This is a genomic window from Lentzea sp. NPDC058450, from assembly GCF_042721395.1.
Lineage (GTDB): Bacteria > Actinomycetota > Actinomycetes > Mycobacteriales > Pseudonocardiaceae > Lentzea.
In genome coordinates this window covers 232,238-252,036 of the sequence record NZ_JBHXLO010000007.1, presented here as the reverse complement: position 1 = coordinate 252,036, position 19,799 = coordinate 232,238, and the positions used below count along the sequence as shown (strand labels likewise).

Genomic DNA, 19,799 nt, shown 5'->3' with positions numbered 1-19,799 from the left:
GTGCTGTCCCACGTGGAAATCACCGCGCGCGTCGCCGTCACCGAGGCCGCCCACTTCGGGTGGTCGACCAAGGTGGAGTACTCGCACGACTGCTTCGTGTGCCGCCGGGCCGGCCGGACCGTCAGCCTGCGGCACGGTGCGGAGCACGGCGTGTGCCACTCCTCCCAGTCGCCCCTGGAGTGGCAGGCCGGGCAGGGCGAGATCCGGCCGGGCACCCACCCGGCGCCCATCCGCGTCACCGGCTTCGACTCGGCCGGCGACGGCGCCACCCGGACGTTGCGGTGCCGGTTGTCCTTCTGGTGGTCGCCGTTCACCGACGCCGAACGTCCGGGGGCGCAGGTGGGTGAGCTGGGCGCGGGTCCGTGGGTCCGGCTGTTCTACCGCGTCGGCTGCCACGCGTGCCGGGACGCGGGCGTGGACGACTGGTACGGCGGTGAGCAGTCCGTGCAGACGAACCTCGTGTGGCCGATCACCAGGCCGTGTGCGCGGTGCGGCACGGGCCTGGTGACCATCAGCGGGCCGCCGGCGATCAACCTCGTGGGGTAGGGGTTTCGTGGGTCAGGAGCCACTGCTTCACCTCGAGGCCCCAGCGGAAGCCGCCCAGGTTGCCGCCCAGCCGGATCACCCGGTGGCACGGCACGTAGAGGGCCGCCGAGTTGCGGGCACAGGCCGAGGCCGCCGCGCGGATCGCCGCCGGGCGGCCGGAGAGTTCGGCGTACTCGGAGTAGGTGACGGGTTCGCCTGCTTTCACCGTGCGCAGGACGTCCCAGGCGTGCTGGAGGAACGGGCCCGACTTCTGGCGGACCGGAATGGTGTCGATGGCCGCCAGGTCGCCCTCGTGGTAGGCGATGGCCGCCTTGGTGACGTCGCCGAGGTCCGGGCGTTCGGTGATCTCGGTGGGCATCAGGGTGGCGTGGATCTGCGGGGTCAGCAGGGCCAGGTCGGCGGTCCAGCCGCTGGCCAGGACTGCTCCGTCCGGGGCGACGATCGCGGTGAACGGGCCCGCCGGGGTGTCCACTGTGGACGTGTGCGCGACGGTCATGATGATGTTGCTGCCTTCCTCGTCAGGTGTGCTGCGGCGTAGGAGCGCCAGGGACGCCACTGGCGGCCGTCCTGGGCCAGGTGTTCCGGGAGTGCCAGGACGTCCGGGGCGCCCAGGACGCGCATGGCGACCTCGTCGGCGACTTCGGCGCCCGCGGCTCTGGTGAGTTCCTCGGTCAGGTCTTCCTGGGTCCGGCCCACGTCGATCGCGAGTCTGCCGGTGGCCAGCGCCTCGGTCAGCGGGTGGTCCGCCGCCGTGTAGAGGTGGGTGAGGGCGCCGTCCGGGATCTGGAGCGGGACGCCGGCGAACGGGGCCACCAGGCGCAGCAGGGTTTCGGCGCCGTCGACGCTGCCCGGCACGCGGATGCCCGGGGTGGCGCGCACCAGGGGGCCGATGGCCGGGTCCGCGCCCAGGAACGTGTCCACGGCCACCGGGTCGGCGTCGAGGTCCAGGAGACGGCGGACCCGTGCCACGGCGGTGCCCAGGTCCCGCACGTCGGCGAGGCGAAGGGAGCAGAGGACGTGGTCCGCGGGGAACGTCAGGCGGACCGTCGCCTCGCCGTGGGGCAACGCCAGCGTCCTCGCGTAGGAGTCGGCGGTGACCTCCTCGACGCCGGGCAGCGTGTGGGCGCGGAAGTGGATCAGGAGGCCCTCGGCGTCGAACGGCGGGCGGTACGGCAGGCGCAGGACGATGCGGCCCGGCGTGCCGATCGGGGCCTTGCCCCTGCCCCGCATGTCGGACGGGGTGGAGGCGAAGACCATGCGGATCGTGTCGTTGAACTGGCGGACGGACGCGAAGCCCGCGGCGAAGGCGATGTCGGCGAACGGGAGTTCCGTCGTCTCGATCAGCAGGCGGGCCGCGTGCGCCCGGTGGGCACGGGCCAGGGCGAGCGGGCCCGCGCCCAGTTCGGCGGTGAGGACGCGGGTGAGGTGGCGTTCCGAGTAGCCGAGCTTCGACGCCAGGCCCGTCACGCCGTCGCGTTCCACGACGCCGTCGCTGATGAGGCGCATCGCCCTGCCCGCGAGGTCCGCGCGGAGGTTCCACTCCGGCGAGCCGGGCACGGCGTCGGGCAGGCAGCGGCGGCAGGCGCGGAAGCCCGCCGACTGGGCGGCGGCCGCCGTCAGGAAGAAACGGCTGTTGCGGCGCTTCGGGGTCACCGCGGGGCACGACGGGCGGCAGTAGATGCCGGTCGTCTGGACCGCGTGGATGAAGCACCCGTCGAAACGGGCGTCACGTGCGGAGCACACCCGGTACGCGTGTTCTTCGTCAATGACCATGCCAACGATCCTGCCAGCGAGAACGGCCGTTGGCTCGCGGGAATCGGACACGACCGTCGGCTGCCGTAGACTCGTTCCCCGTGAGTTTGACCCTCGGTATCGTCGGCCTGCCCAACGTTGGCAAGTCCACCCTCTTCAACGCGCTCACGCGCAACGACGTGCTCGCCGCGAACTACCCGTTCGCGACCATCGAGCCGAACGTGGGCGTGGTGCCGCTGCCGGACGCGCGCCTCACCAAGCTCGCGGAGATCTTCAGCTCCGAACGCGAGGTGCCCGCGGTCGTGTCGTTCGTCGACATCGCGGGCATCGTCAAGGGCGCGTCGGAGGGCGAAGGCCTCGGCAACAAGTTCCTCGCGAACATCCGCGAAGCGAACGCGATCTGCCAGGTCATCCGCGTCTTCGACGACCCGGACGTCGTGCACGTCGACGGCCGCGTGGACCCGTCGAGCGACATCGAGACGATCAACACCGAGCTGATCCTCGCCGACCTCCAGACCCTGGAGAAGGCCATCCCGCGCATCGAGAAGGAGGCGCGGATGCAGAAGGACCGCCGCGCCACCCTCGAGAACGCCAAGAAGGCCAAGGACATCCTCGACTCGGGCCGCACGCTGTTCTCCGCGCAGTCCGAAGTGGACGGTGAACTGCTCCGCGAGCTCAGCCTGCTCACCACCAAGCCGTTCCTCTACGTCTTCAACGCAGACGAGGGCGTCCTGAGCGACGAGGCGCGCGTGAAGGAGCTCCGCGAGCTCGTGGCCCCGGCCGACGCGGTCTTCCTCGACGCCAAGGTGGAGTCGGAGCTCCTGGAGCTCGACGAGTCGGAAGCCCTGGAGCTGCTGGAGTCGATCGGCCAGTCCGAGCCGGGCCTGCACGCCCTCGCCCGCGCCGGCTTCCACACGCTCGGCCTGCAGACCTATCTGACGGCGGGTCCGAAGGAGGCGCGGGCCTGGACGATCCCGCAGGGCGCCACCGCACCGCAGGCAGCCGGCGTGATCCACACGGACTTCGAGAAGGGTTTCATCAAGGCCGAGGTCGTGTCGTTCGACGACCTGGTGGCCTCGGGCTCGAAGGCCGACGCGAAGGCGGCGGGCAAGGTCCGCATGGAGGGCAAGGACTACGTCATGTCCGACGGCGACGTGGTCGAGTTCCGCTTCAACGTCTAGCTTTTCGCAGTTCAACGGGCTCTGGGGCGAGTTTCCCCCAGGGCCCGTTCCCGTCTGCGGGCCTGCGTGGGCGGAGTCGCCCGGCGCGGGTGGTGTTCCCCGAACGCCCTTAGACTCGCCGGGTGATCGTCGAGTACCGGGTGCTGGGGCCGTTGGAGGTCGTGCTCGACGGGGAGCTCGTGGCGGTTCCGGCCGGCCGGGGACGGGTGCTGCTCGCCACGCTCCTGTTGCGCGCCAACGAGTTCGTGTCCGCCGACGAACTGGTCGAGCGGGTCTGGGACGGCGATGCGCCCGATCCCGAGCGTGCGCGCAAGACCCTGCAGACGGTCGTGCTGCGGTTGCGGCAGTCGTTGGGGGCGGCCAACTGCGTGCGGACGTCGGCTCGCGGCTACCTGGCCGAGGTCGGGCCGGACCAGCTCGACCTCGCCCGGTTCCGGCTGCTCGCCGGGCAGGGGGCCTACCGCGAGGCACTGGAGCTGTGGCGTGGTCCGGTGCTCGCCAACGTCAGGTCGGACTCGCTGCACGGCGAGGACGTGCCGAAGCTGGTGGAGGAGCACGTTCTCGCGCTGGAGCGCAGGATCGACGCCGACCTCGCCCGGGCCACGGACGTCCTGGTGCCGGAGCTGCGCTCGCTGGTGCGGGAGCACCCGCTGCGGGAGACCTTCTGGGCCCAGCTGATGCTCGCCCTGCACGGCGCCGGCCGGCAGGCGGAGGCACTCGCGGCCTACCAGGAGATCCGCGCGCTTCTCGCCGACGAGCTCGGCGTCGACCCCGGACCGCGGTTGCGGCGGGCGCACGAGCAGGTGCTGGCCGTGGAGGCTGCCGCGAAGGCGGCTGTGCCCCGGCAGCTCCCGCCCGTTCATCCGCACTTCGTCGGGCGGCGGGACGAGCTGCTGCGGCTGACCGAGATGGTCGACGCGCGGCCGGGCGAACCCGTGCTGATCTCCGCCATCAACGGCATCGGCGGGGTCGGGAAGACCGTGCTCGCCGTGCGGTGGGCACATCAGCTGGCGGACCACTTCCCGGACGGCCAGCTGTACGTGAACCTGCGCGGGTTCGACCTGCGCGCCGATCCGCTCGACCCGGTCGTGGCGGCCCGCGAGTTCCTCACCGCGCTCGGCGTGCCCGCGCAGGAACTGCCCAGGTCCGACGACGCGGTGATCGCGGCCTACCGGTCGATGCTGGCGAAGCGCCGGGTCCTGGTGGTGCTCGACAACGCGCGGAACGTGGAGCAGGTGCGTCCGCTGCTGCCCGGTGGCAGCGGGAGCCTGGTGGTCGTCACCAGCCGCAACCGGCTGAGCGGGCTCGTCGTGCGGGAGGGCGCCCACCCCGTGGCGCTCGACGTGATGGACGAGCGGGCGGCGACCGACCTGCTGACCGAACGGATCGGCGCGGCACGGGTCGCGGCCGAACCCGAAGCCGTGTCCCGGCTGGTCGAACGGTGTGCGGGGCTGCCGTTGGCGCTGGGCATCGTGGCGGCCCGCGCCTCCTACGGCGACTCCCTCGAGGCACTTGCGGACGAACTGGAGGCGGAACGTCTCGGAGCGCTCGACATCGACGACCCCGCGACCGGCATCGCCGCGGTCTTCTCCTGGTCGCTGCGGTCCGTCAGCGAGAGCGCGGCAGGACTCTTCGTGGCACTGGGCGCCCATCCCGGGCCCGAGTTCACGGTGGAGGCCGCCGCCAGTCTCGCCGCGGTGCCGCCCGCCCAGGCCCGCCGCGCGGTGGACGAACTGGTCGCGGGAAGCCTCGTCACCCGGACCGGCACGGGCCGGTTCACCCTGCACGACCTGCTGCGCGACTACGCCGCCGCACGCTTCGGCGAACTGCCGCCGCAGGAACAGGCCGGGGCGCGGCACCGCATGTTCGACCACTACCTGCACACCGCACTGGCCGGGAACCGGCTCGCGGAGCCCCGCGCCGTCTGGACACCGCTCGCGCCGCCGTCACCGGACGCCGTGGTCCTGCGGATGCCGGACGTGGCGACGGCGAGGAACTGGATCCTCCTCGAGCACCGGGTGGTGCTGGGGGTGCTGCGCGACATGGTCGCCGCGGGTGCGGACGACCTCGTCTGGCGGCTCGCCTACACGCTGCACCTGACGCTGCTGCGCGAGGGACTGGTGGCCGAGCTCGAAGCCGCGGAACTGCTCGCGCTGGAGGCCGCGCGACGGCGTGATGACGTGTTCGGCCGGCAACGCATGCACCGCGCGCTGGGCGCGGTCAACATCGCGAAGCAGACCTACCCCGAGGCGGAGGCCCACCTCGTCGCCGCGTTGCGGTGCGAGCAGGAGATGGGAGACGTCACCGGACAGGCGAACGTCTCGCGGGGCCTCGCGCACGTCTACGAGGAGACGGGGCAGCACGACCGCGCCCTGCAGGTGCTGGGCGCGCTGTACCCGAGGATCGCCGAGCTGGAGGCGTACCAGCGGGCGTGCTTCGTCGGGGCGTACGGCAGGGCGCACCACCACGTCGGTGAGCTGGACCGCGCCCTCGAACTCTGCCTGGAGGCGCAGGAGCTGTTCACCGAGGTCTCCCTGGCGGGCGTTCCGGCCATGCCCGAGTCGAACAACGCCGAGTCGATCGGGGACATCTGCGCGGACCTCGGCCGGCACGCGGAGGCCGTCGAGCACTACCAGGCCAGCATCGACGTGCTGCGCACCATGAACACCCACGTCGACATCGCCGACGCGCTCGTCCGCCTGGCGAAGTTCAGCATCAGGGTGGGAGAGCCCGCGACGGCCAGGGAACCGCTCACCGAAGCGCTCGCGATCTACGAGCGCCTGCGCCGGGAGTCGGCTGCCGAGGTGAGGGAGCTGATCGAGACCCTCCCGGAATCCGGAACGCCCTAGACTCGGGGAGGTGATCGTCGAGTACCGCGTGCTGGGGCCGCTGGAAGTTCTCCTCGACGGTGAGCAGGTCGACGTTCCGGCCGGGCGCGGCCGCGTGCTGCTCGCCATGCTCCTCCTGCGCCCCAACGAGTTCGTCTCGGTGGACGAGCTGGTCGACCGGGTCTGGGACGGCAGTCCGCCCGCTGCGGACAGGGCGCGCCAGACGTTGCAGATGGTCGTCGCGCGGCTGCGGCAGTCGCTGGGGGCGGCCAACTGCGTCCGCACCCGGACGCGCGGCTACACGGCGGAGGTCCAGGACGGACAGCTCGACCTCGCGCGGTTCCGGAGCCTGACCGCGCGAGGCGAGCACCACGCCGCGCTGGAGCTGTGGCGCGGGTCCGTGCTCGCCGACGTCGTCTCCGAGTCGCTGCACCGCGACGACGTGCCGCCGATCGAGCGGGAACGGATCGCGGCGCTGGAACGCCGCATAGACGCCGACCTGGCCCACGTCACCGACGTGCTGGTGCCCGAACTGCGTTCGCTGGTGCGGCAGCACCCGGCGCACGAGACGTTCTGGGCTCAGCTGATGCTCGCGCTGCACGGGGCGGGGGAGCAGGCCGAGGCGCTCGCGGCGTACCAGGAGGCCCGCAGGCATCTCGCCGACGAGCTGGGCGTCGACCCCGGCGCACGGCTGCGCGCGGCGCACGAGCTGGTCCTCGCCGGGCACGTGCCGGCCGCGGCCCCGGTGCCCCGCCGGTTGCCGCCCGCCCACCCGCACTTCGTCGGCCGCGAACAGGAGCTCGCCGCCCTGACCGAGATGCTCAGGTCGAGGCCGGGCGAGCCCGTGCTGATCTCCGCGCTCAACGGCATCGGCGGGGTCGGGAAGACGGCCCTGGCGTTGCAGTGGGCGCACCAGGTCGCCGATCGCTTCCCGGACGGACAGTTGCACGTCAACCTGCGCGGGTTCGACCTCGACGCCGAGCCGCTCGACCCGTTCGCGGTGGCCCGCGACGTCCTGCTGGACCTCGGCGTCCCCGAGGACGACGTCCCGCCGCCCGGTGCCGCCCTCGTCGCCGCGTACCGGTCGGTGCTCGCCGGACGGCGGGTGTTGCTGCTGCTCGACAACGCGCGGGACGCCGAGCAGGTCCGCCCGCTGCTGCCCGGCGGGGCGAGCAACCTCGTGCTGATCACGAGCCGCAACCGGATGAGCGGCCTGGTCGCGCGGGAGGGTGCCCGGCCGCTCGCCGTCGAGGTGCTCGACGACCACGCGGCGACGGTCCTGCTCACCGCGCGGATCGGCGCCGAGCGCGCCGCCGCCGAACCCGAGGCCCTCGCCCGCCTGGTCGAACGGTGCGCGGGCCTGCCGCTCGCCCTCGGCATCGTGGCGGCCCGCGCCGCCTACGGGGACCCGCTCACGACCCTCGCCGACGAGCTGGAGCGCGAACGGCTCGACGCGCTCGACATCGAGGACCCGTCGACGGCCGTGCGCGCCGTCTTCTCCTGGTCGCTGCGGTCGGTCGGCGAGACCGCCGCCCAGGTGTTCGTGCTGCTCGGCCTGCACCCCGGTCCCGACTTCGGCGTCGACGCCGTGGCGAGCCTCGCCGCACTGCCCGTCGCACGCGCCAGGAAGGTCCTCGGCGAGCTCGTCGCGGGCAGTCTCCTCACCGTGCAGTCAGACGGCCGGTACACCCGCCACGACCTGCTGCGCGACTACGCCGCCGAACGCGTGGCCGAACTCCCGCCCGAGGTGCGCGCCGCCGCCCGGGGCCGCCTGTTCGACCACTACCTGCACACCTCGGTCGTTGCGGGAGACGTCCTGGCCTCGGCTCCGGTCGAATGGCCGCCGTGCGCCCCGCCGGCCGACGGGGTGGTGCTGACGCCGCTGCCGGACGTGGCCGTTGTCCACGCCTGGTACGACGCCGAGGAGAAGGTGCTGCAACGGATCGTGCCGGCCATGGTCGCCGCCGGTGCGGACGACCACGCCTGGCGGACGAGCTACAACCAGCACCTCCACCTGGTGAACAGCGCTCGCCTGGCCGAGGCCGAAGCCGTCGAACAGGTCGGGCTGGACGCGGCCCTGCGCCTGGGGAACGTCTTCGCGCAGGCGCGCCTGCGCCGCGCGCTGGCGGGCGTGCTCCTGGCGCAACGCGACTTCACCAGGGGAGAGGCCCAGATCAACGCCGCCATGCGGTGCGAGGACCTGCTCGGCAGGCCCGACGGCAAGGCGAACCTCGCGCGCGGACTGGCTTTCCTGTACGAGGAGCAGGGCCGTGACGCCGACGCGCTGGAAGCCCTGCTCGCGGTGTACCCGCAGGTGGACCAGTGCGGGCCCAGGGAGCAGGCGGCGTTGCGGCTGGGCCTGGGCCGCGCCCACCACCGCCTGGGAGAGACCGAACGCGGCCTGCCGCTCGTCGTCGCGGCGGACGAGTGGTTCCGGGCGCAGGACACGCCACTGCCGTCTCCCACGACGACGCTGGCCCGCCAGACGCTGGCCGACATCTACCTCAGCACCGGAGAGGTCGAGGAGGCCGTGCGGTGCCACCGCGAGGCCGTCGAGATGATGCGGACGCGCCGCGAGACCCTCGACCTCGCCGACGCCCTGTCCGAACTGGCCGAGGCGCAGGTGGCCGCCGGGGACGGGGCGGGCGCGCGGGAGTCCCTCACCGAGGCCGCGGCCGTCTTCGAGCAGTGGGGGGATTCGCGGGCGGACGGTGTCAGGGAACGACTTGTATCGCTGACCGATGTATGACGCGAGGTTTGTACCGACCTCCGCCGGGTACCTCTAGTTCAGGATTCCCCACCTGGAGGTTTCGATGATCGCCCTCGGACTGATCTTGCTCGTCGTCGGATGGCTGGCCGGTATCAGCATCCTGACGACTCTGGGCGTGGTGCTGCTCGTGATCGGCGCGATCCTGGCCGTGCTGGGCGCGGTCGGCAAGCCGGTCGGCGGTCGTGCGCACTACTTCTGAGCCGCCGTTCCTCCCTCCCCCCGGTAACGGCGGAACGGAAAAGGGGCCAGCCTCCACTGTGGAGGTTGGCCCCTTCTTTTGTCTCACAACGGCTTTACACGTGGTTCTTCGCGCGCGCGGCAGCCGCGAACACTCCGAACGCGACCCCCAGCATGGCCAGAGCGGCGACAGCGGCGACGACAACATCAACTGACATGATCGAAAAAACTCCCTCTTGCGATCTCTCCCGTTGTTATGACGCCGGGGTACCCCGCTTCGTTGCCTCGGGTAACGTTTTCGGGGTGAAACTCCGTGCTGTGGAAGCGCGTGTGCTCTCCGTAGCACCGTGGTTGCTCGCGTTGTCGGTCGCCGGGCACCTCTTCATGGTCGCCTTCCAGGCGAAGATGACCATGATCGACCTGCTGGTGTACCGCAACGGGTCGCCGCACCTGTTCTCCGGCGACCTCTACGAGTGGCGGCTCGACCAGTACGCGGACGTGTTCCCGCTGCCGTTCACCTACCCGCCGTTCGCGGCGGCGATCTTCACGCCGATGAGCTGGGTGCCGTGGGAGGCGTCGCGCTGGATCTGGCAGCTGCTCTGCCTGGGCTGCCTCTGCTACATCGTGCACGTCACCCTGAAGCTGCTGAAGCTGCAGGACCCGCGCCGCGTGATGATGTGGACCGCGTTGACGCTGTGGATCGAACCGGTCCGCACCACGCTCAACTACGGCCAGATCAACCTCGTGCTGGTCGCGATCCTGATCGGCACGCTCGCCAGCGCGCGCAACTGGGTCGGCGGCGCCGGCGTGGGTTTCGCCGCGGGCATCAAGCTCACGCCCGCGATCTCCGGGCTGTACTTCCTGATCCAGCGCCGGTGGATGGCCGCCGTGTGGTCGTTCGTCGCCTTTGTCGTCGTGTACGGCATCGGGTGGGCGATCTCGCCGTCGCAGTCGGACAAGTTCTGGTTCCAGCTGCTCGGGGACGCGAGCCGCGTCGGCCCGGTCGGCAGCGCGATCAACCAGTCGATGCGCGGCGCGCTCAGCCGGACGTTCGGCTACGACGTGAAGACCGGGCCGATCTACATCGTCGCCGTGCTCGTCGCCGCGGCGCTGACCTGGTTCGCGGTCAGCAGGACCAAGGACGTGCTGGCGTTGATCGTCAGCGTCCAGATGCTCGGCCTGCTCGTGTCGCCGATCTCGTGGAGCCACCACTGGGTGTGGATGGTGCCCGCCCTGTTGTGGCTGGTCTACGAGGGCGGGCACCTGCTCTGCAAGATCACCGCCGGTCTGTGGGTGCTGCTGACCGGCGGCTACCTAATCTCGTTCCTGCTGCTCGCCCAGCCGAACATCTGGGACTTCCCGCGGCCGTTCGTCTTCGTGGTGCTCGGCTGGGGTTATCCGGCCGCGGGCCTGCTCACGCTGGTCGCGATCGGCCTAGCAACCCGGCGTAAGAGGGACGATCTGCTGCCCCGCGATGAGGAAGCTGCCGACGGCGAACCCAGCCGAGTCGCCGGCTGACGCGGGCTTCCAGGAGTTGCGGGCCGCGGTCCAGCCGAGCAGTCCGCCGGCGTCGAGCGCGGTCAGCAACGCCTGCCAGCCCTTCTGGGCGTGCGGCAGGTAGGTGGCCCGGTCGAGCACGCCCGCGTTGATGCCGGCGGCGATCGCGTAGGTGATCATCGCGGTGGCCGCCGAGTCCTTGCCCGTGGCGCCCCAGAAGCCGTCGTGGCGTTGCAGGAGCTTCAACGTCTTGAGGCTCTTCGCGAGCGTCCTGGCGTACTCGGCGCGGTACGGGTGGTCGGCCGGGAGCGCGAGCACCGCCTTCGCGAGACCCTGCACGGCCCAGCCGTTGGTCTGCACGTTCAGGCTCCACAGACCGGTGAAGTCGTTGAACGTGCGGGCTTTCAGCGCTTTGTACGACTGGAACGAGTAGTCGAGCATCGCCTTGTCGTTGTCGGCCAACGCGATCCGCGTGAACGACGGCAGCGCCATGGCCAGCGCGTCCGGCTGCTGCCAGTGGTTCTTCCCGTCCTTCACCTGGGTGCGCAGGTTGTCGCGCAACGGTTGCAGCACCTCGGGTTCCGGGTGGAAGAACGCCACGTCGAGGTACGGCTCACCGGTCGCCTGCGCGTCCGGGGCGAAGGGGTTCGCGGGGTCGACGGGGAGCAGATATTTGTTCGCCTGCACCCACGGCCACGTCTTGTGGTTGCTGATCCCGGTGGTGCGCACCTGGGCGAGGTTGCCGACGTGGAAGCCGGCGTTGGACCAGGTGTTCGCCGCCTGGTCCACACCCCGGTCGACCCAAGCCTGACTGGCCTTGATCATCGTGTCCGTCACGGCACAAGGAACGGCGTTCGCGCCGGTAGGAATCGCGGTAAGTGTCCCGGTCAAAACCAAGACGAAAAGTGATGTGCGCAACCGCATGAGGGTGTTCCCTCTCATTTCCGCGGGCGGCGGCAGCGCACATCTTGACCGAATCAGCCCAGCGCGTCCAGGACCCCGTCGATTTCCTCGGCGAGGGTCACGTCGAGCGCGGTGATTCCTCCCTTGTAATGCGTGGACAGGCGAAATGTCAGTGTCTTGTAACGGATGTCGATGTCCGGGTGGTGGTTGTCGTTCTCGGCGATCTCCGCGATCCGGTTCACGACCATGATCGCTTTGGAGAAGCTCTCCAGCTCCACGGTCCGGACCAGCGCCGCGTCCTGGGCGCTCCAGTCGGGCAGCTTGGGCAGCACGTCGTTCAACTGATCGTCGCTCAACAGCTCGGCCATGTCCTGATCGTCCCATCACGTGACGTAAGCTGCGCGTTTACCACGGGAGTCCGGTGAAGCGCCGGGCTGAGAGGAGGGCTCGCAAGCCCTCGACCGTCCACCTGATCCGGGTCATACCGGCGTAGGGAGAGGTTTGCTGTGAGAAGGATTTTGGCTGTTTGCGCTGCTCTCGTACTGGCCGGGTGCTCGGCCGGAACGTCGACCGCACCGCAGTCGCACGAGGTCACGCTGGTCACGCACGACTCGTTCGTGGTGAAGCCGGAGGTGCTGGACGAGTTCCAGAAGTCCTCGGGCATCACGGTGAAGCAGATCGCGAGCGGTGACGCCGGCGAGCTGACGAACAAGCTGGTGCTGACCAAGGCGAACCCGATCGGCGACGTCGCGTTCGGCGTCGACTCGACGTTCGCGTCGCGGGCGCTGAGCGAGGGCGTGTTCGCCGAGTACGCCTCGCCCGAGGCCGCGAAGGGCGCGCAGCGGTACAAGGCCGACGACTCGAACCGGCTGCAGGCCGTCGACGTCGGTGACGTGTGCCTCAACATCGACCCGGCCAAGCTCGGCGGCGTGGAGCCCAAGTCGTACGAGGACCTGGTCGACCCGAAGTTCAAGGACATGCTGGTCGTCGAGAACCCGGCCACGTCGTCGCCCGGTCTCGCGTTCCTGCTCGGCACGGTCGCGAAGTTCGGCGAGAACGGCTGGCAGGACTACTGGACCAAGCTCAAGGCCAACGGCGTCAAGGTCGTGAGCGGCTGGGAAGAGGCCTACAACCAGGAGTTCTCCGCCACCAAGGGCACGCGGCCGATCGTCGTGTCGTACGCGTCGTCGCCGTCGGCGGAGGGCGGCAAGACCAAGGCCGTGCTGGACACCTGCTACCGCCAGGTCGAGTACGCGGGCGTTTTGAGCGGGGCCAAGAACCCCGAGGACGCGAAGAAGGTCCTCGACTTCCTGCTGGGCGAGAAGTTCCAGGCCCAGGTGGCCGAGCAGATGTACGTGTACCCGTCACGTGAGGGCGTCGCGCTGCCCGAGTCGTGGGCCAAGGACGCTCCGTTGCCGTCTTCACCGCAGTCGCTGCCTGCCGACAAGGTGAAGGACAACCGCGAGGCTTGGGTCGAGCAGTGGCGCAAGCTCGTGCAGGGCTGAGTTCGCGGACGGGGTGGTCCGCGGCGGCGTTGCTGCCGCTGGCCTTCCTCGCCCTCTTCTTCGCCTGGCCCGTGCTCGCGATCGTCACCCTCGGTCTGCGCGAAGGCGGTGTGCCGAAGGCACTCGTCGAGGCCGACACCTGGGAGCTCGTCGGCTTCACCCTCGGCCAGGCTCTCGCCTCGACCGTGGTCGCGGTGCTCGCCGGCATGCCGTTGGCGTTCGTGCTGGCCCGCTGCAGGATTCGCGGGCTGGGAGTGATCCGGGCGGCCGTGATGGTGCCGTTCGTGCTGCCGACCGTGGTGGTGGGCCTGGCTTTCCGGACGTTCTGGCCGGACGGCGGAGTGCTGCCGATCGTGCTGGCCAACGCGTTCTTCAACGTCGCTGTGGTCGCTCGGACCGTTGGTGGGCTGTGGGCGCACACGGATCGACGTGCCGAGGACGCCGCACGGGCGTTGGGTGCGTCTCGTCCCCGCGCGTTCCTGTCGGTGGTGCTGCCCGCGCTGGCACCGGCCATCGGGTCGGCGGCGGCGGTCGTGTTCCTGTTCTGCGCCACCAGTTTCGGGGTCGTGCTGGTGCTCGGCGGGTCGCGGTACCGGACGCTGGAGACGGAGATCTACCTGCGGACCGTCGAGCTGTTCGACCTGTCCGGGGCGGCGGCGCTGTCGCTGTTGCAGTTCGCGGCGGTGCTCGCGGTGCTGGTGCTGGGGGCGCTGGCCCGGCGTCGTCGCGAGACGGCGTTGGCGTTGCGCGGTCGCGAAGAACTGGCGCGCCGGCCGACCGGTGGCGAGTGGTACGTCGTGGCGGCCGCTTTCGCCGTGGTGGCGGCGTTGTTGCTGCCGGTGGTCGGGCTGGTGACACGGTCACTGTCCACTCGGGACGGTTGGAGCCTCGCGGGGTACGTGGCGCTGAACAGCCGGGGTGATCGCGGCACGCTGGCGGTGACCGGGATCGACGCGGCGCTGAACTCGTTGCGCACGGCCTTCGACGCGACGCTGGTGGCGTTGGTGGTCGGGGTGTTCTCGGCGGTGGTGCTGGTCGGGCTGCGGCGGTCCGGCGCGCGGTTCGCCGAGGTGCTCGACACGGCGTTGATGCTGCCGCTCGGGGTGTCCGCGGTGACCGTCGGGTTCGGGTACCTGATCACGATGGACGCGTTGCCGGGCGACTTCCGCACCTCGCCGTTGCTGGTGCCGCTGGCGCAGGCGCTGGTGGTGACGCCGTTGATCGTGCGGATGGTGCTGCCGGTGTTGCGGGCGGTCGACGAACGGCTGCGGCAGGCGGCGGCGACGTTGGGCGCCTCGCCGGCGCGCGTGTGGCGTGAGGTGGATCTGCCGCTGGTCGGACGGTCGCTGGCCGCGGCCGCCGGGTTCGGTTATGTCGTGGCGCTGGGGGAGTTCGGGGCGACGAGCTTCCTGGCGCGGCCGGACGCGCCGACGTTGCCGGTGGTGATCGCGCGGCTGATGTCGCGGCCGGGGGAGTTGAACAGCCAGATGGCCTACGCGGCGTGCGCGCTGCTGATGGTCGTGACGGTCGGGTGCGTGCTGCTGATCGAACGGCTGCGCGTGCCGAGCAGCGGGGAGTTCTGATGGCGCTGGAACTGGACTCGATCACCGTCCGCTATGGACAGACGGCGGCGGTGTCGGACGTGTCGCTGGAGGTGGCGGACGGCGAGGTCGTGGCGCTGCTCGGGCCGTCGGGCTGCGGCAAGTCGACGTTGCTGCGGACCGTAGCGGGCCTGGAGAAGCCCTCTTCCGGTGCTGTGCGGTGGGATTCCGCCGACCTTGCGGGCGTGCCCGTGCACCGCCGTGAGTTCGGGCTGGTGTTCCAGGACGGGCAGCTGTTCCCGCACCGGACGGTCGCCGGGAACGTGGCGTTCGGCCTGCGCATGCAGAAGGTCGAACGCGAGGCGCGCGACAAGCGCGTGCTGTCGTTGCTGGAGCTCGTCGGCCTCGAAGGCTATGCCGACCGCCGCGTCACGCAGCTGTCCGGCGGCGAACAGCAACGGGTGGCGTTGGCGCGGGCGTTGGCGCCTTCACCCCGCTTGCTGCTGCTGGACGAACCGTTGTCGGCGCTGGACCGCGCGCTGCGCGAACAGCTCGCCGTCGACCTGGCCCGCCTGCTGCGAGAGGCCGCGACGACCGCCCTGGTCGTGACGCACGACCACGACGAGGCCTTCACCCTGGCCGACCGCGTCGCGATCATGTCGCGCGGCCGCATCGTCCAGGTCGGGCCACCCGCCGAGGTGTGGTCGTCACCGGTCGACGTGGAGACGGCGAAGTTCCTGGGCTGCAACAAGTTCGTGCCGGGTTCGTTCGTCGGACTGGACGTGGAACGCGTCGGGCTGCGCGCCACGGCGTTGCGGGTGGACGCGGACGGCCTGCTGGAGGGCACGGTCGTCGAACGCGTGCACCGGCGCGACCACGTCCGGCTGCTGGTGGAGATCGGCGGCGAGGAGTACGAGGCCGTCGGCCCGGTCTCCGTCGGCGACCGAGTGCGCCTCGCAATTGACTTGGACGGCGTCGCGCGAGTCGGGTAGTTGTTAGGCCCTATGGGACTTCTCGGGGGACGCGTCGCGCTGGTCACGGGAGTGAGCAGGCGGCAGGGCATCGGTTACGCCATCGCATCGCGCTTGACCGGCCTGGGCGCCGAGGTGTTCGTGCAGCACCACGTCGCGCACGACGCCTCGCAGCCGTGGGGCGCCGACGACGTGAACGAGGTGCTGACGGACCTCGGCGTGCAGGGCCTGGGCGTCGACCTGGCGAGGCCGGAGGCACCGGCGGAGCTGATGGCGGCGGCGGTCGAGGCGTACGGACGGGTCGACGTGCTGGTGTGCAACCACGCGCGGTCCGGCGGCGACGGCTCACTCGCCGAGATGGACGCGACCAAGCTCGACGAGCACTACGCCGTGAACACCCGCTCGTCGATCCTGCTGGCGCAAGCGTTTGCCCGCCAGTGGACCAGGGAGGACGGCGGCCGGATCGTGTTCATGACGTCCGGCCAGAACCTCGGCCCGATGCCCGGCGAGGTGGCCTACGCGGCCTCGAAGGGGGCGCTGGCGGCGATCGTGGCGACTTTGTCGTACGAGCTGGCGGACCGGGGCATCACGGTCAACGCGGTGAACCCCGGGCCGACCGACACCGGGTGGGCCGGTCCGGAGCTCACCGAGTTCGTGAACGAGCGGATGCCGCTCAAGCGCTGGGGCCGGCCGGACGACGCGGCCCGGCTGATCTCCTGGCTGTGCACCGACGACGGGCAGTGGATCACGGGTCAGGTGCTGAACAGCGAGGGCGGCTTCCGCAGATGATCAGCCACGCGCCGGCCGGGTACGAGTGCCCGTTCTGCTTCCTGCTCGCCGGCGGCGACACCGAGATCGACAGCCAGGCCGACGTCGTGCTCCGCCACGAACGCGCCACCGCGTTCGTGGCATCGCAGTGGTGGGCGAACAACGAAGGCCACGTCATCGTGATCCCCAACGCGCACCACGAGAACATCTACGAGCTGCCCGCCGAGTACGGCCACGCCGTGCACGACGCAGTGCGCGAGATCGCCGTCGCGATGCGCACCGCGTACGGCTGCGAGGGCATCTCCACCCGGCAGCACAACGAGCCCGCCGGGAACCAGGACGTGTGGCACTTCCACGTCCACGTCATTCCGCGATACAGCGGCGACAACCTCTACGGGTCGTCGCCGCTGCCAGGCTTCGCGACCGGCGAGCAACGCCGGGTCTATGCCAACAAACTGCTAGCTGTCCTTGGTGATCAGGCGGATGGCCGCGAGGCCCGTCCCGATCAGCAGGTAGCACCCGGCGAGCAACGTGCTGTCGCCGATCTGGTCCCACGGGATCGGGTCGCGCATCACGTCGACCAGCCCCGGGAACCCCGTCGTGATCAGGAACGGGTGCAGCCAGTCCAGTGACGAGAACTGCCCCAGCACCTGGAACACGATGATCGACACCATCGTCGCCGCCTGCACCACGAGCGGGTGCTCGGTGGTGGCGGAGACGGCGAGGGCGACCGCGCCGACCGACACCATCTGGAACGTCACCAGCACCACGAACAGTGCGATGCGAACCAGACCCTCGCCGGTCGACAACGTCGTACCGGACAGCGTCGCCATGCCGTCGGAGCCGAGGAACGCGGTGCCGGCGATGATGCCGACCACGGCCATCAGCGTGACGGCGAACAGCGACATCGCGGCCAGGCCGAAGAGCTTCACGAACAGCAGCCGCACGCGGGAGACCGGGGCGACGAGCAGGCCTCGCAACGTGCCGTGCTGGGCCTCGCCCGCCAGGCCGTCCGCCGCCCAGATCGACGCCACCAGCGGCAGCAGCAGGTTGAGCGACAGGAACAACGTGAAGATCGGCACGACCAGGCCGTTGCCCTGGATGATCGCGGCGAGACCGGGGCCACCGCCGCCGTCCTCGCCCGCGGTCCAGATGCCGAAGCTGATGATGATCGGCACCAGCATCAGGCCGAACAGGCCGATCAACGTGCGCGGGCGGCGCAGCATCCACCGCACCTCGGAGCCGAACTGACGCGTGATCACCGGCGTCCCCCGTCCAGAGTGTCCACTGCGGACATTCCGCGCTCGGCCTCCTCGGCCTCGGTGAGCCGCGCGAACAGCTCCTCCAGGCCGGTCTTCCAGCGCGTGGCCTCGAAGACGCGGGCCTCGCCGCGCACCAAGGTCTCGATCACCTGCGGCGCGCTCGTCCCCGCGAGCTCGACGCGCAGGCCGTCACCCAGCGGCCTGGCCGAGATCTTGGCCTGCCGCAACGCGCTCAGCGCCTTCTCGACGTCCGGGGTGATCACCTGGAGCGCCGAACCGCCCGCCTGCAGCAGTTCGTTCAGCTCTCCCTGGGCCACCACGGTGCCGCGGTGCAGGACGGCGACGTGCGTGCAGGTCGCCTCGACCTCGCTCAGCAGATGGCTCGACACCATGACCGTGCTGCCGGCCGCGTGCAGGTCCGCGATGACCTTGCGGATCTCCCGCGTGCCGGCCGGGTCGAGGCCGTTGGTCGGCTCGTCGAGCACGACCAGCTTGCGCGGCACGAGCAACGCCGCGGCCAGGCCGAGACGTTGCTTCATGCCGAGCGAGTACCCCCGGAACCTGCGGTGGGCCGCCTGGGCGAGCCCGACGCGTTCGATGGCGTCCTCGACCGCCTGCTTGATCTCCTTGCGCGGCAGCAGAGGCTCGAACGCGGCACACCTGACGAGGTTCTCCCGACCACTGAGGAACGGGTGGAACCCCGGACCCTCGACCAGCGCGCCCACGTGCGGAAGTGACTGCTCGGCTCCCTCTGGCAACGGCCTTCCGAGCAGTTCGATCTCCCCCTGCGTGGGGCGGACCAACCCGAGCAGCATCCGGATCGTGGTCGTCTTGCCGGACCCGTTGGGGCCCAGCATGCCGAGCACGGCTCCTTCCGGCAGCTCGAGGTCGACGCGGTCCACGGCGACCGTGCTCCCGTACTCCTTGCGCAGACCCTTGGTCCGCGCGGCGACAGCGGTCTTGGCAGGCGCTGTCACCGGCGCGCTGGTCGAGGTGGTCACTTCACCTGTCCGATCGTGTCGAACAGCACCTGCTCGGGAACGGCACCCGCGACCACGCGGCCGTCGTCCGCGATCAGGATCGTGGCGACCTTCGTGTTGAAGATCTGACCGCTACCCCAGGCACCGCTGACCTTCTTCGTGAACTTGTCGACCAGGCCCTGCGCCTCGGCCGGAACCTGGGTCATGGCCTCGGCCGGAATGCGCGCACCGATGACCGTGTCCCAGCCCGTGCCGAAGATCTGCGGGTCCTTGCCCTGCAACGCCTGCTCGATGCCCAGTTCGGGCTTCTGGCCCTGACGCTCTTCCTTCGCCTCGGGCGTGGTGACCTTGGCGTTGGCGGGCGGCGTGAACTCGAAGAGCTTCGCGTCCTGCGGACCCACGTTGATCTCGCTGAAGCCGACCGTGCCCGCGGGCTCGCTGGTGCCGTTGGTGAGCACCTGAACGCGCAACGGCATCTTCAGCTCCGAGTCGATGGCGATCCGCACCTCGCGGATCAGCGTCTTCTCGGTGGCCTTCGGGGTCAGCACCAGCTCGTAGGCGGCACGGTTCGCGACGCGCGCGGTGCCGTCGACGGAGATGTCGCTGAACTCCTTGGTCATGCCGACGACCTGCTTGGCCGCCTCGGCCGGGTTGACCGACTCGGCCTTGTTCTCCGAAGGCCGCGGCTGGTCGGCCTTGTGCTCGGACTTCGTGACCTCGTTGTCGGCGGAGTTCCACGACCAGGTGGTCGTGCCGTCGTCGACGATGGTCTGCTCGGACTGGCCGTTCGGCAGGGCGGCGCGGAACTTGCCGTTGCCGTCCGTCCAGATCCGCGCGCTGTGCTTGCCGTCGGCGAGCTGCGGGATCTCGGCGATCGACGGGAGACCGAGCTTGTTGTCGACCTCCACGGTGCCGCCGAACGCACCGGGCTTGCTCGTGAGCACCTGCTCGACGAGCGACTCGGCGGACACGTCGGGCAGGGTGGGCGGCTGGCCCGCACCCGCCGGCATGGCGAGCAGGCTCAGGCCTGCCGCGCCGGTGATCACACCGGCCGCCGCAGCGGCCAGGGTCACCTTTCGCTTGTTCATCAGTGGTCCCCTCCTCCAAGGGCTTGTAGT

At 70.5% G+C, this 19,799-nt stretch carries 17 protein-coding genes, 1 pseudogene and 1 riboswitch; of the genes and pseudogenes, 11 read left to right on the top strand and 7 right to left on the bottom strand.

The genetic code is table 11. The features are described 5' to 3' along the window. Nucleotides 1–546 (top strand): hypothetical protein, encoded by a 546-nt coding sequence (locus ACFWNN_RS14330; protein ID WP_382440334.1) that lies wholly within the window; start codon nucleotides 1–3, stop codon nucleotides 544–546. Here the strand turns inward: ACFWNN_RS14330 and ACFWNN_RS14325 are convergent. Together ACFWNN_RS14325 and ACFWNN_RS14320 are read right to left on the bottom strand one after the other, a co-directional pair. Continuing rightward, a complete protein-coding gene (locus tag ACFWNN_RS14325) occupies nucleotides 530–1,042 on the bottom strand; it encodes a methylated-DNA--[protein]-cysteine S-methyltransferase (RefSeq protein WP_382440333.1) in 513 nt (170 codons plus the stop codon). The two genes, ACFWNN_RS14330 and ACFWNN_RS14325, sit on opposite strands and share 17 nt — an antisense overlap. Further along, the gene (locus tag ACFWNN_RS14320) at nucleotides 1,039–2,319 is read right to left on the bottom strand and encodes a bifunctional transcriptional activator/DNA repair enzyme AdaA (RefSeq protein WP_382440332.1); all 1,281 of its coding nucleotides are present in this window, start codon (nucleotides 2,317–2,319) and stop codon (nucleotides 1,039–1,041) included. Before ACFWNN_RS14320 ends, ACFWNN_RS14325 begins: the two co-directional genes overlap by 4 nt. Nucleotides 2,320–2,399: 80 nt before the next feature. On the opposite strand from ACFWNN_RS14320, the gene ychF reads away from it, so the two are divergent. The 5 genes from ychF (at nucleotide 2,400) to ACFWNN_RS14295 (ending at nucleotide 10,772) form a co-directional block, all read left to right on the top strand. Then, on the top strand, nucleotides 2,400–3,479 hold the full coding sequence (gene ychF, locus ACFWNN_RS14315) for a redox-regulated ATPase YchF (RefSeq protein ID WP_382440331.1): 1,080 nt from the start codon (nucleotides 2,400–2,402) through the stop codon (nucleotides 3,477–3,479). 122 nt (nucleotides 3,480–3,601) lie between these two features. Continuing rightward, the gene (locus ACFWNN_RS14310) at nucleotides 3,602–6,328 is read left to right on the top strand and encodes a BTAD domain-containing putative transcriptional regulator (RefSeq protein WP_382440330.1); all 2,727 of its coding nucleotides are present in this window, start codon (nucleotides 3,602–3,604) and stop codon (nucleotides 6,326–6,328) included. 10 nt (nucleotides 6,329–6,338) lie between these two features. Continuing rightward, nucleotides 6,339–9,056 (top strand): BTAD domain-containing putative transcriptional regulator, encoded by a 2,718-nt coding sequence (locus ACFWNN_RS14305; RefSeq protein ID WP_382440329.1) that lies wholly within the window; start codon nucleotides 6,339–6,341, stop codon nucleotides 9,054–9,056. Nucleotides 9,057–9,120: 64 nt separating this feature from the next. After that, entirely contained in the window at nucleotides 9,121–9,276 is a 156-nt protein-coding gene (locus tag ACFWNN_RS14300) for a hypothetical protein (protein WP_382440328.1), read from the top strand. Between the two features lie 281 nt (nucleotides 9,277–9,557). Further along, the gene (locus tag ACFWNN_RS14295) at nucleotides 9,558–10,772 is read left to right on the top strand and encodes a mannosyltransferase (protein WP_382440327.1); all 1,215 of its coding nucleotides are present in this window, start codon (nucleotides 9,558–9,560) and stop codon (nucleotides 10,770–10,772) included. On the opposite strand, the gene ACFWNN_RS14290 is transcribed toward ACFWNN_RS14295, so the two are convergent. Further along, complete coding sequence (locus ACFWNN_RS14290; RefSeq protein WP_382440326.1) at nucleotides 10,689–11,588, bottom strand: glycoside hydrolase family 88 protein; 900 nt, start codon at nucleotides 11,586–11,588, stop codon at nucleotides 10,689–10,691. The two genes, ACFWNN_RS14295 and ACFWNN_RS14290, sit on opposite strands and share 84 nt — an antisense overlap. A gap of 140 nt (nucleotides 11,589–11,728) precedes the next feature. Beyond that, nucleotides 11,729–12,022: a 4a-hydroxytetrahydrobiopterin dehydratase gene (locus ACFWNN_RS14285; protein WP_382440325.1), complete on the bottom strand. Its 294-nt coding sequence runs from the start codon at nucleotides 12,020–12,022 to the stop codon at nucleotides 11,729–11,731. Between the two features lie 34 nt (nucleotides 12,023–12,056). Next, nucleotides 12,057–12,167: riboswitch (TPP riboswitch) on the top strand. On the opposite strand from ACFWNN_RS14285, the gene ACFWNN_RS14280 reads away from it, so the two are divergent. The 5 genes and pseudogenes from ACFWNN_RS14280 to ACFWNN_RS14260 form a co-directional block, all read left to right on the top strand. Further along, a complete protein-coding gene (locus ACFWNN_RS14280) occupies nucleotides 12,161–13,159 on the top strand; it encodes a thiamine ABC transporter substrate binding subunit (protein ID WP_382440324.1) in 999 nt (332 codons plus the stop codon). (Overlaps the previous riboswitch by 7 nt.) Further along, nucleotides 13,135–14,742, top strand: a complete 1,608-nt coding sequence (locus ACFWNN_RS14275) for an ABC transporter permease (RefSeq protein WP_382440323.1) — start codon at nucleotides 13,135–13,137, stop codon at nucleotides 14,740–14,742. The genes ACFWNN_RS14280 and ACFWNN_RS14275 overlap by 25 nt, the downstream gene beginning before the upstream one ends. Next, nucleotides 14,742–15,692, top strand: coding sequence for an ABC transporter ATP-binding protein (locus ACFWNN_RS14270; protein WP_382440322.1), 951 nt, complete (start codon nucleotides 14,742–14,744; stop codon nucleotides 15,690–15,692). Before ACFWNN_RS14275 ends, ACFWNN_RS14270 begins: the two co-directional genes overlap by 1 nt. 12 nt (nucleotides 15,693–15,704) lie before the next feature. Further along, the gene (locus ACFWNN_RS14265) at nucleotides 15,705–16,460 is read left to right on the top strand and encodes an SDR family oxidoreductase (protein WP_382440321.1); all 756 of its coding nucleotides are present in this window, start codon (nucleotides 15,705–15,707) and stop codon (nucleotides 16,458–16,460) included. Then, a pseudogene (locus ACFWNN_RS14260) lies at nucleotides 16,457–16,759 on the top strand (HIT family protein); the annotation flags it as partial. The gene ACFWNN_RS14265 and the pseudogene ACFWNN_RS14260, both read left to right, overlap by 4 nt. 138 nt (nucleotides 16,760–16,897) lie before the next feature. Here the strand turns inward: ACFWNN_RS14260 and ACFWNN_RS14255 are convergent. From ACFWNN_RS14255 to ACFWNN_RS14245, 3 genes are read right to left on the bottom strand one after another with little or no spacing between them, the layout of a single operon-like run. Next, entirely contained in the window at nucleotides 16,898–17,701 is an 804-nt protein-coding gene (locus ACFWNN_RS14255) for an ABC transporter permease (protein ID WP_382440320.1), read from the bottom strand. Continuing rightward, nucleotides 17,698–18,702, bottom strand: a complete 1,005-nt coding sequence (locus ACFWNN_RS14250; RefSeq protein WP_382440319.1) for an ABC transporter ATP-binding protein — start codon at nucleotides 18,700–18,702, stop codon at nucleotides 17,698–17,700. Before ACFWNN_RS14250 ends, ACFWNN_RS14255 begins: the two co-directional genes overlap by 4 nt. Further along, entirely contained in the window at nucleotides 18,699–19,769 is a 1,071-nt protein-coding gene (locus ACFWNN_RS14245) for an outer membrane lipoprotein carrier protein LolA (RefSeq protein WP_382440318.1), read from the bottom strand. The genes ACFWNN_RS14250 and ACFWNN_RS14245 overlap by 4 nt, the downstream gene beginning before the upstream one ends. Nucleotides 19,770–19,799 lie beyond the last annotated feature (30 nt).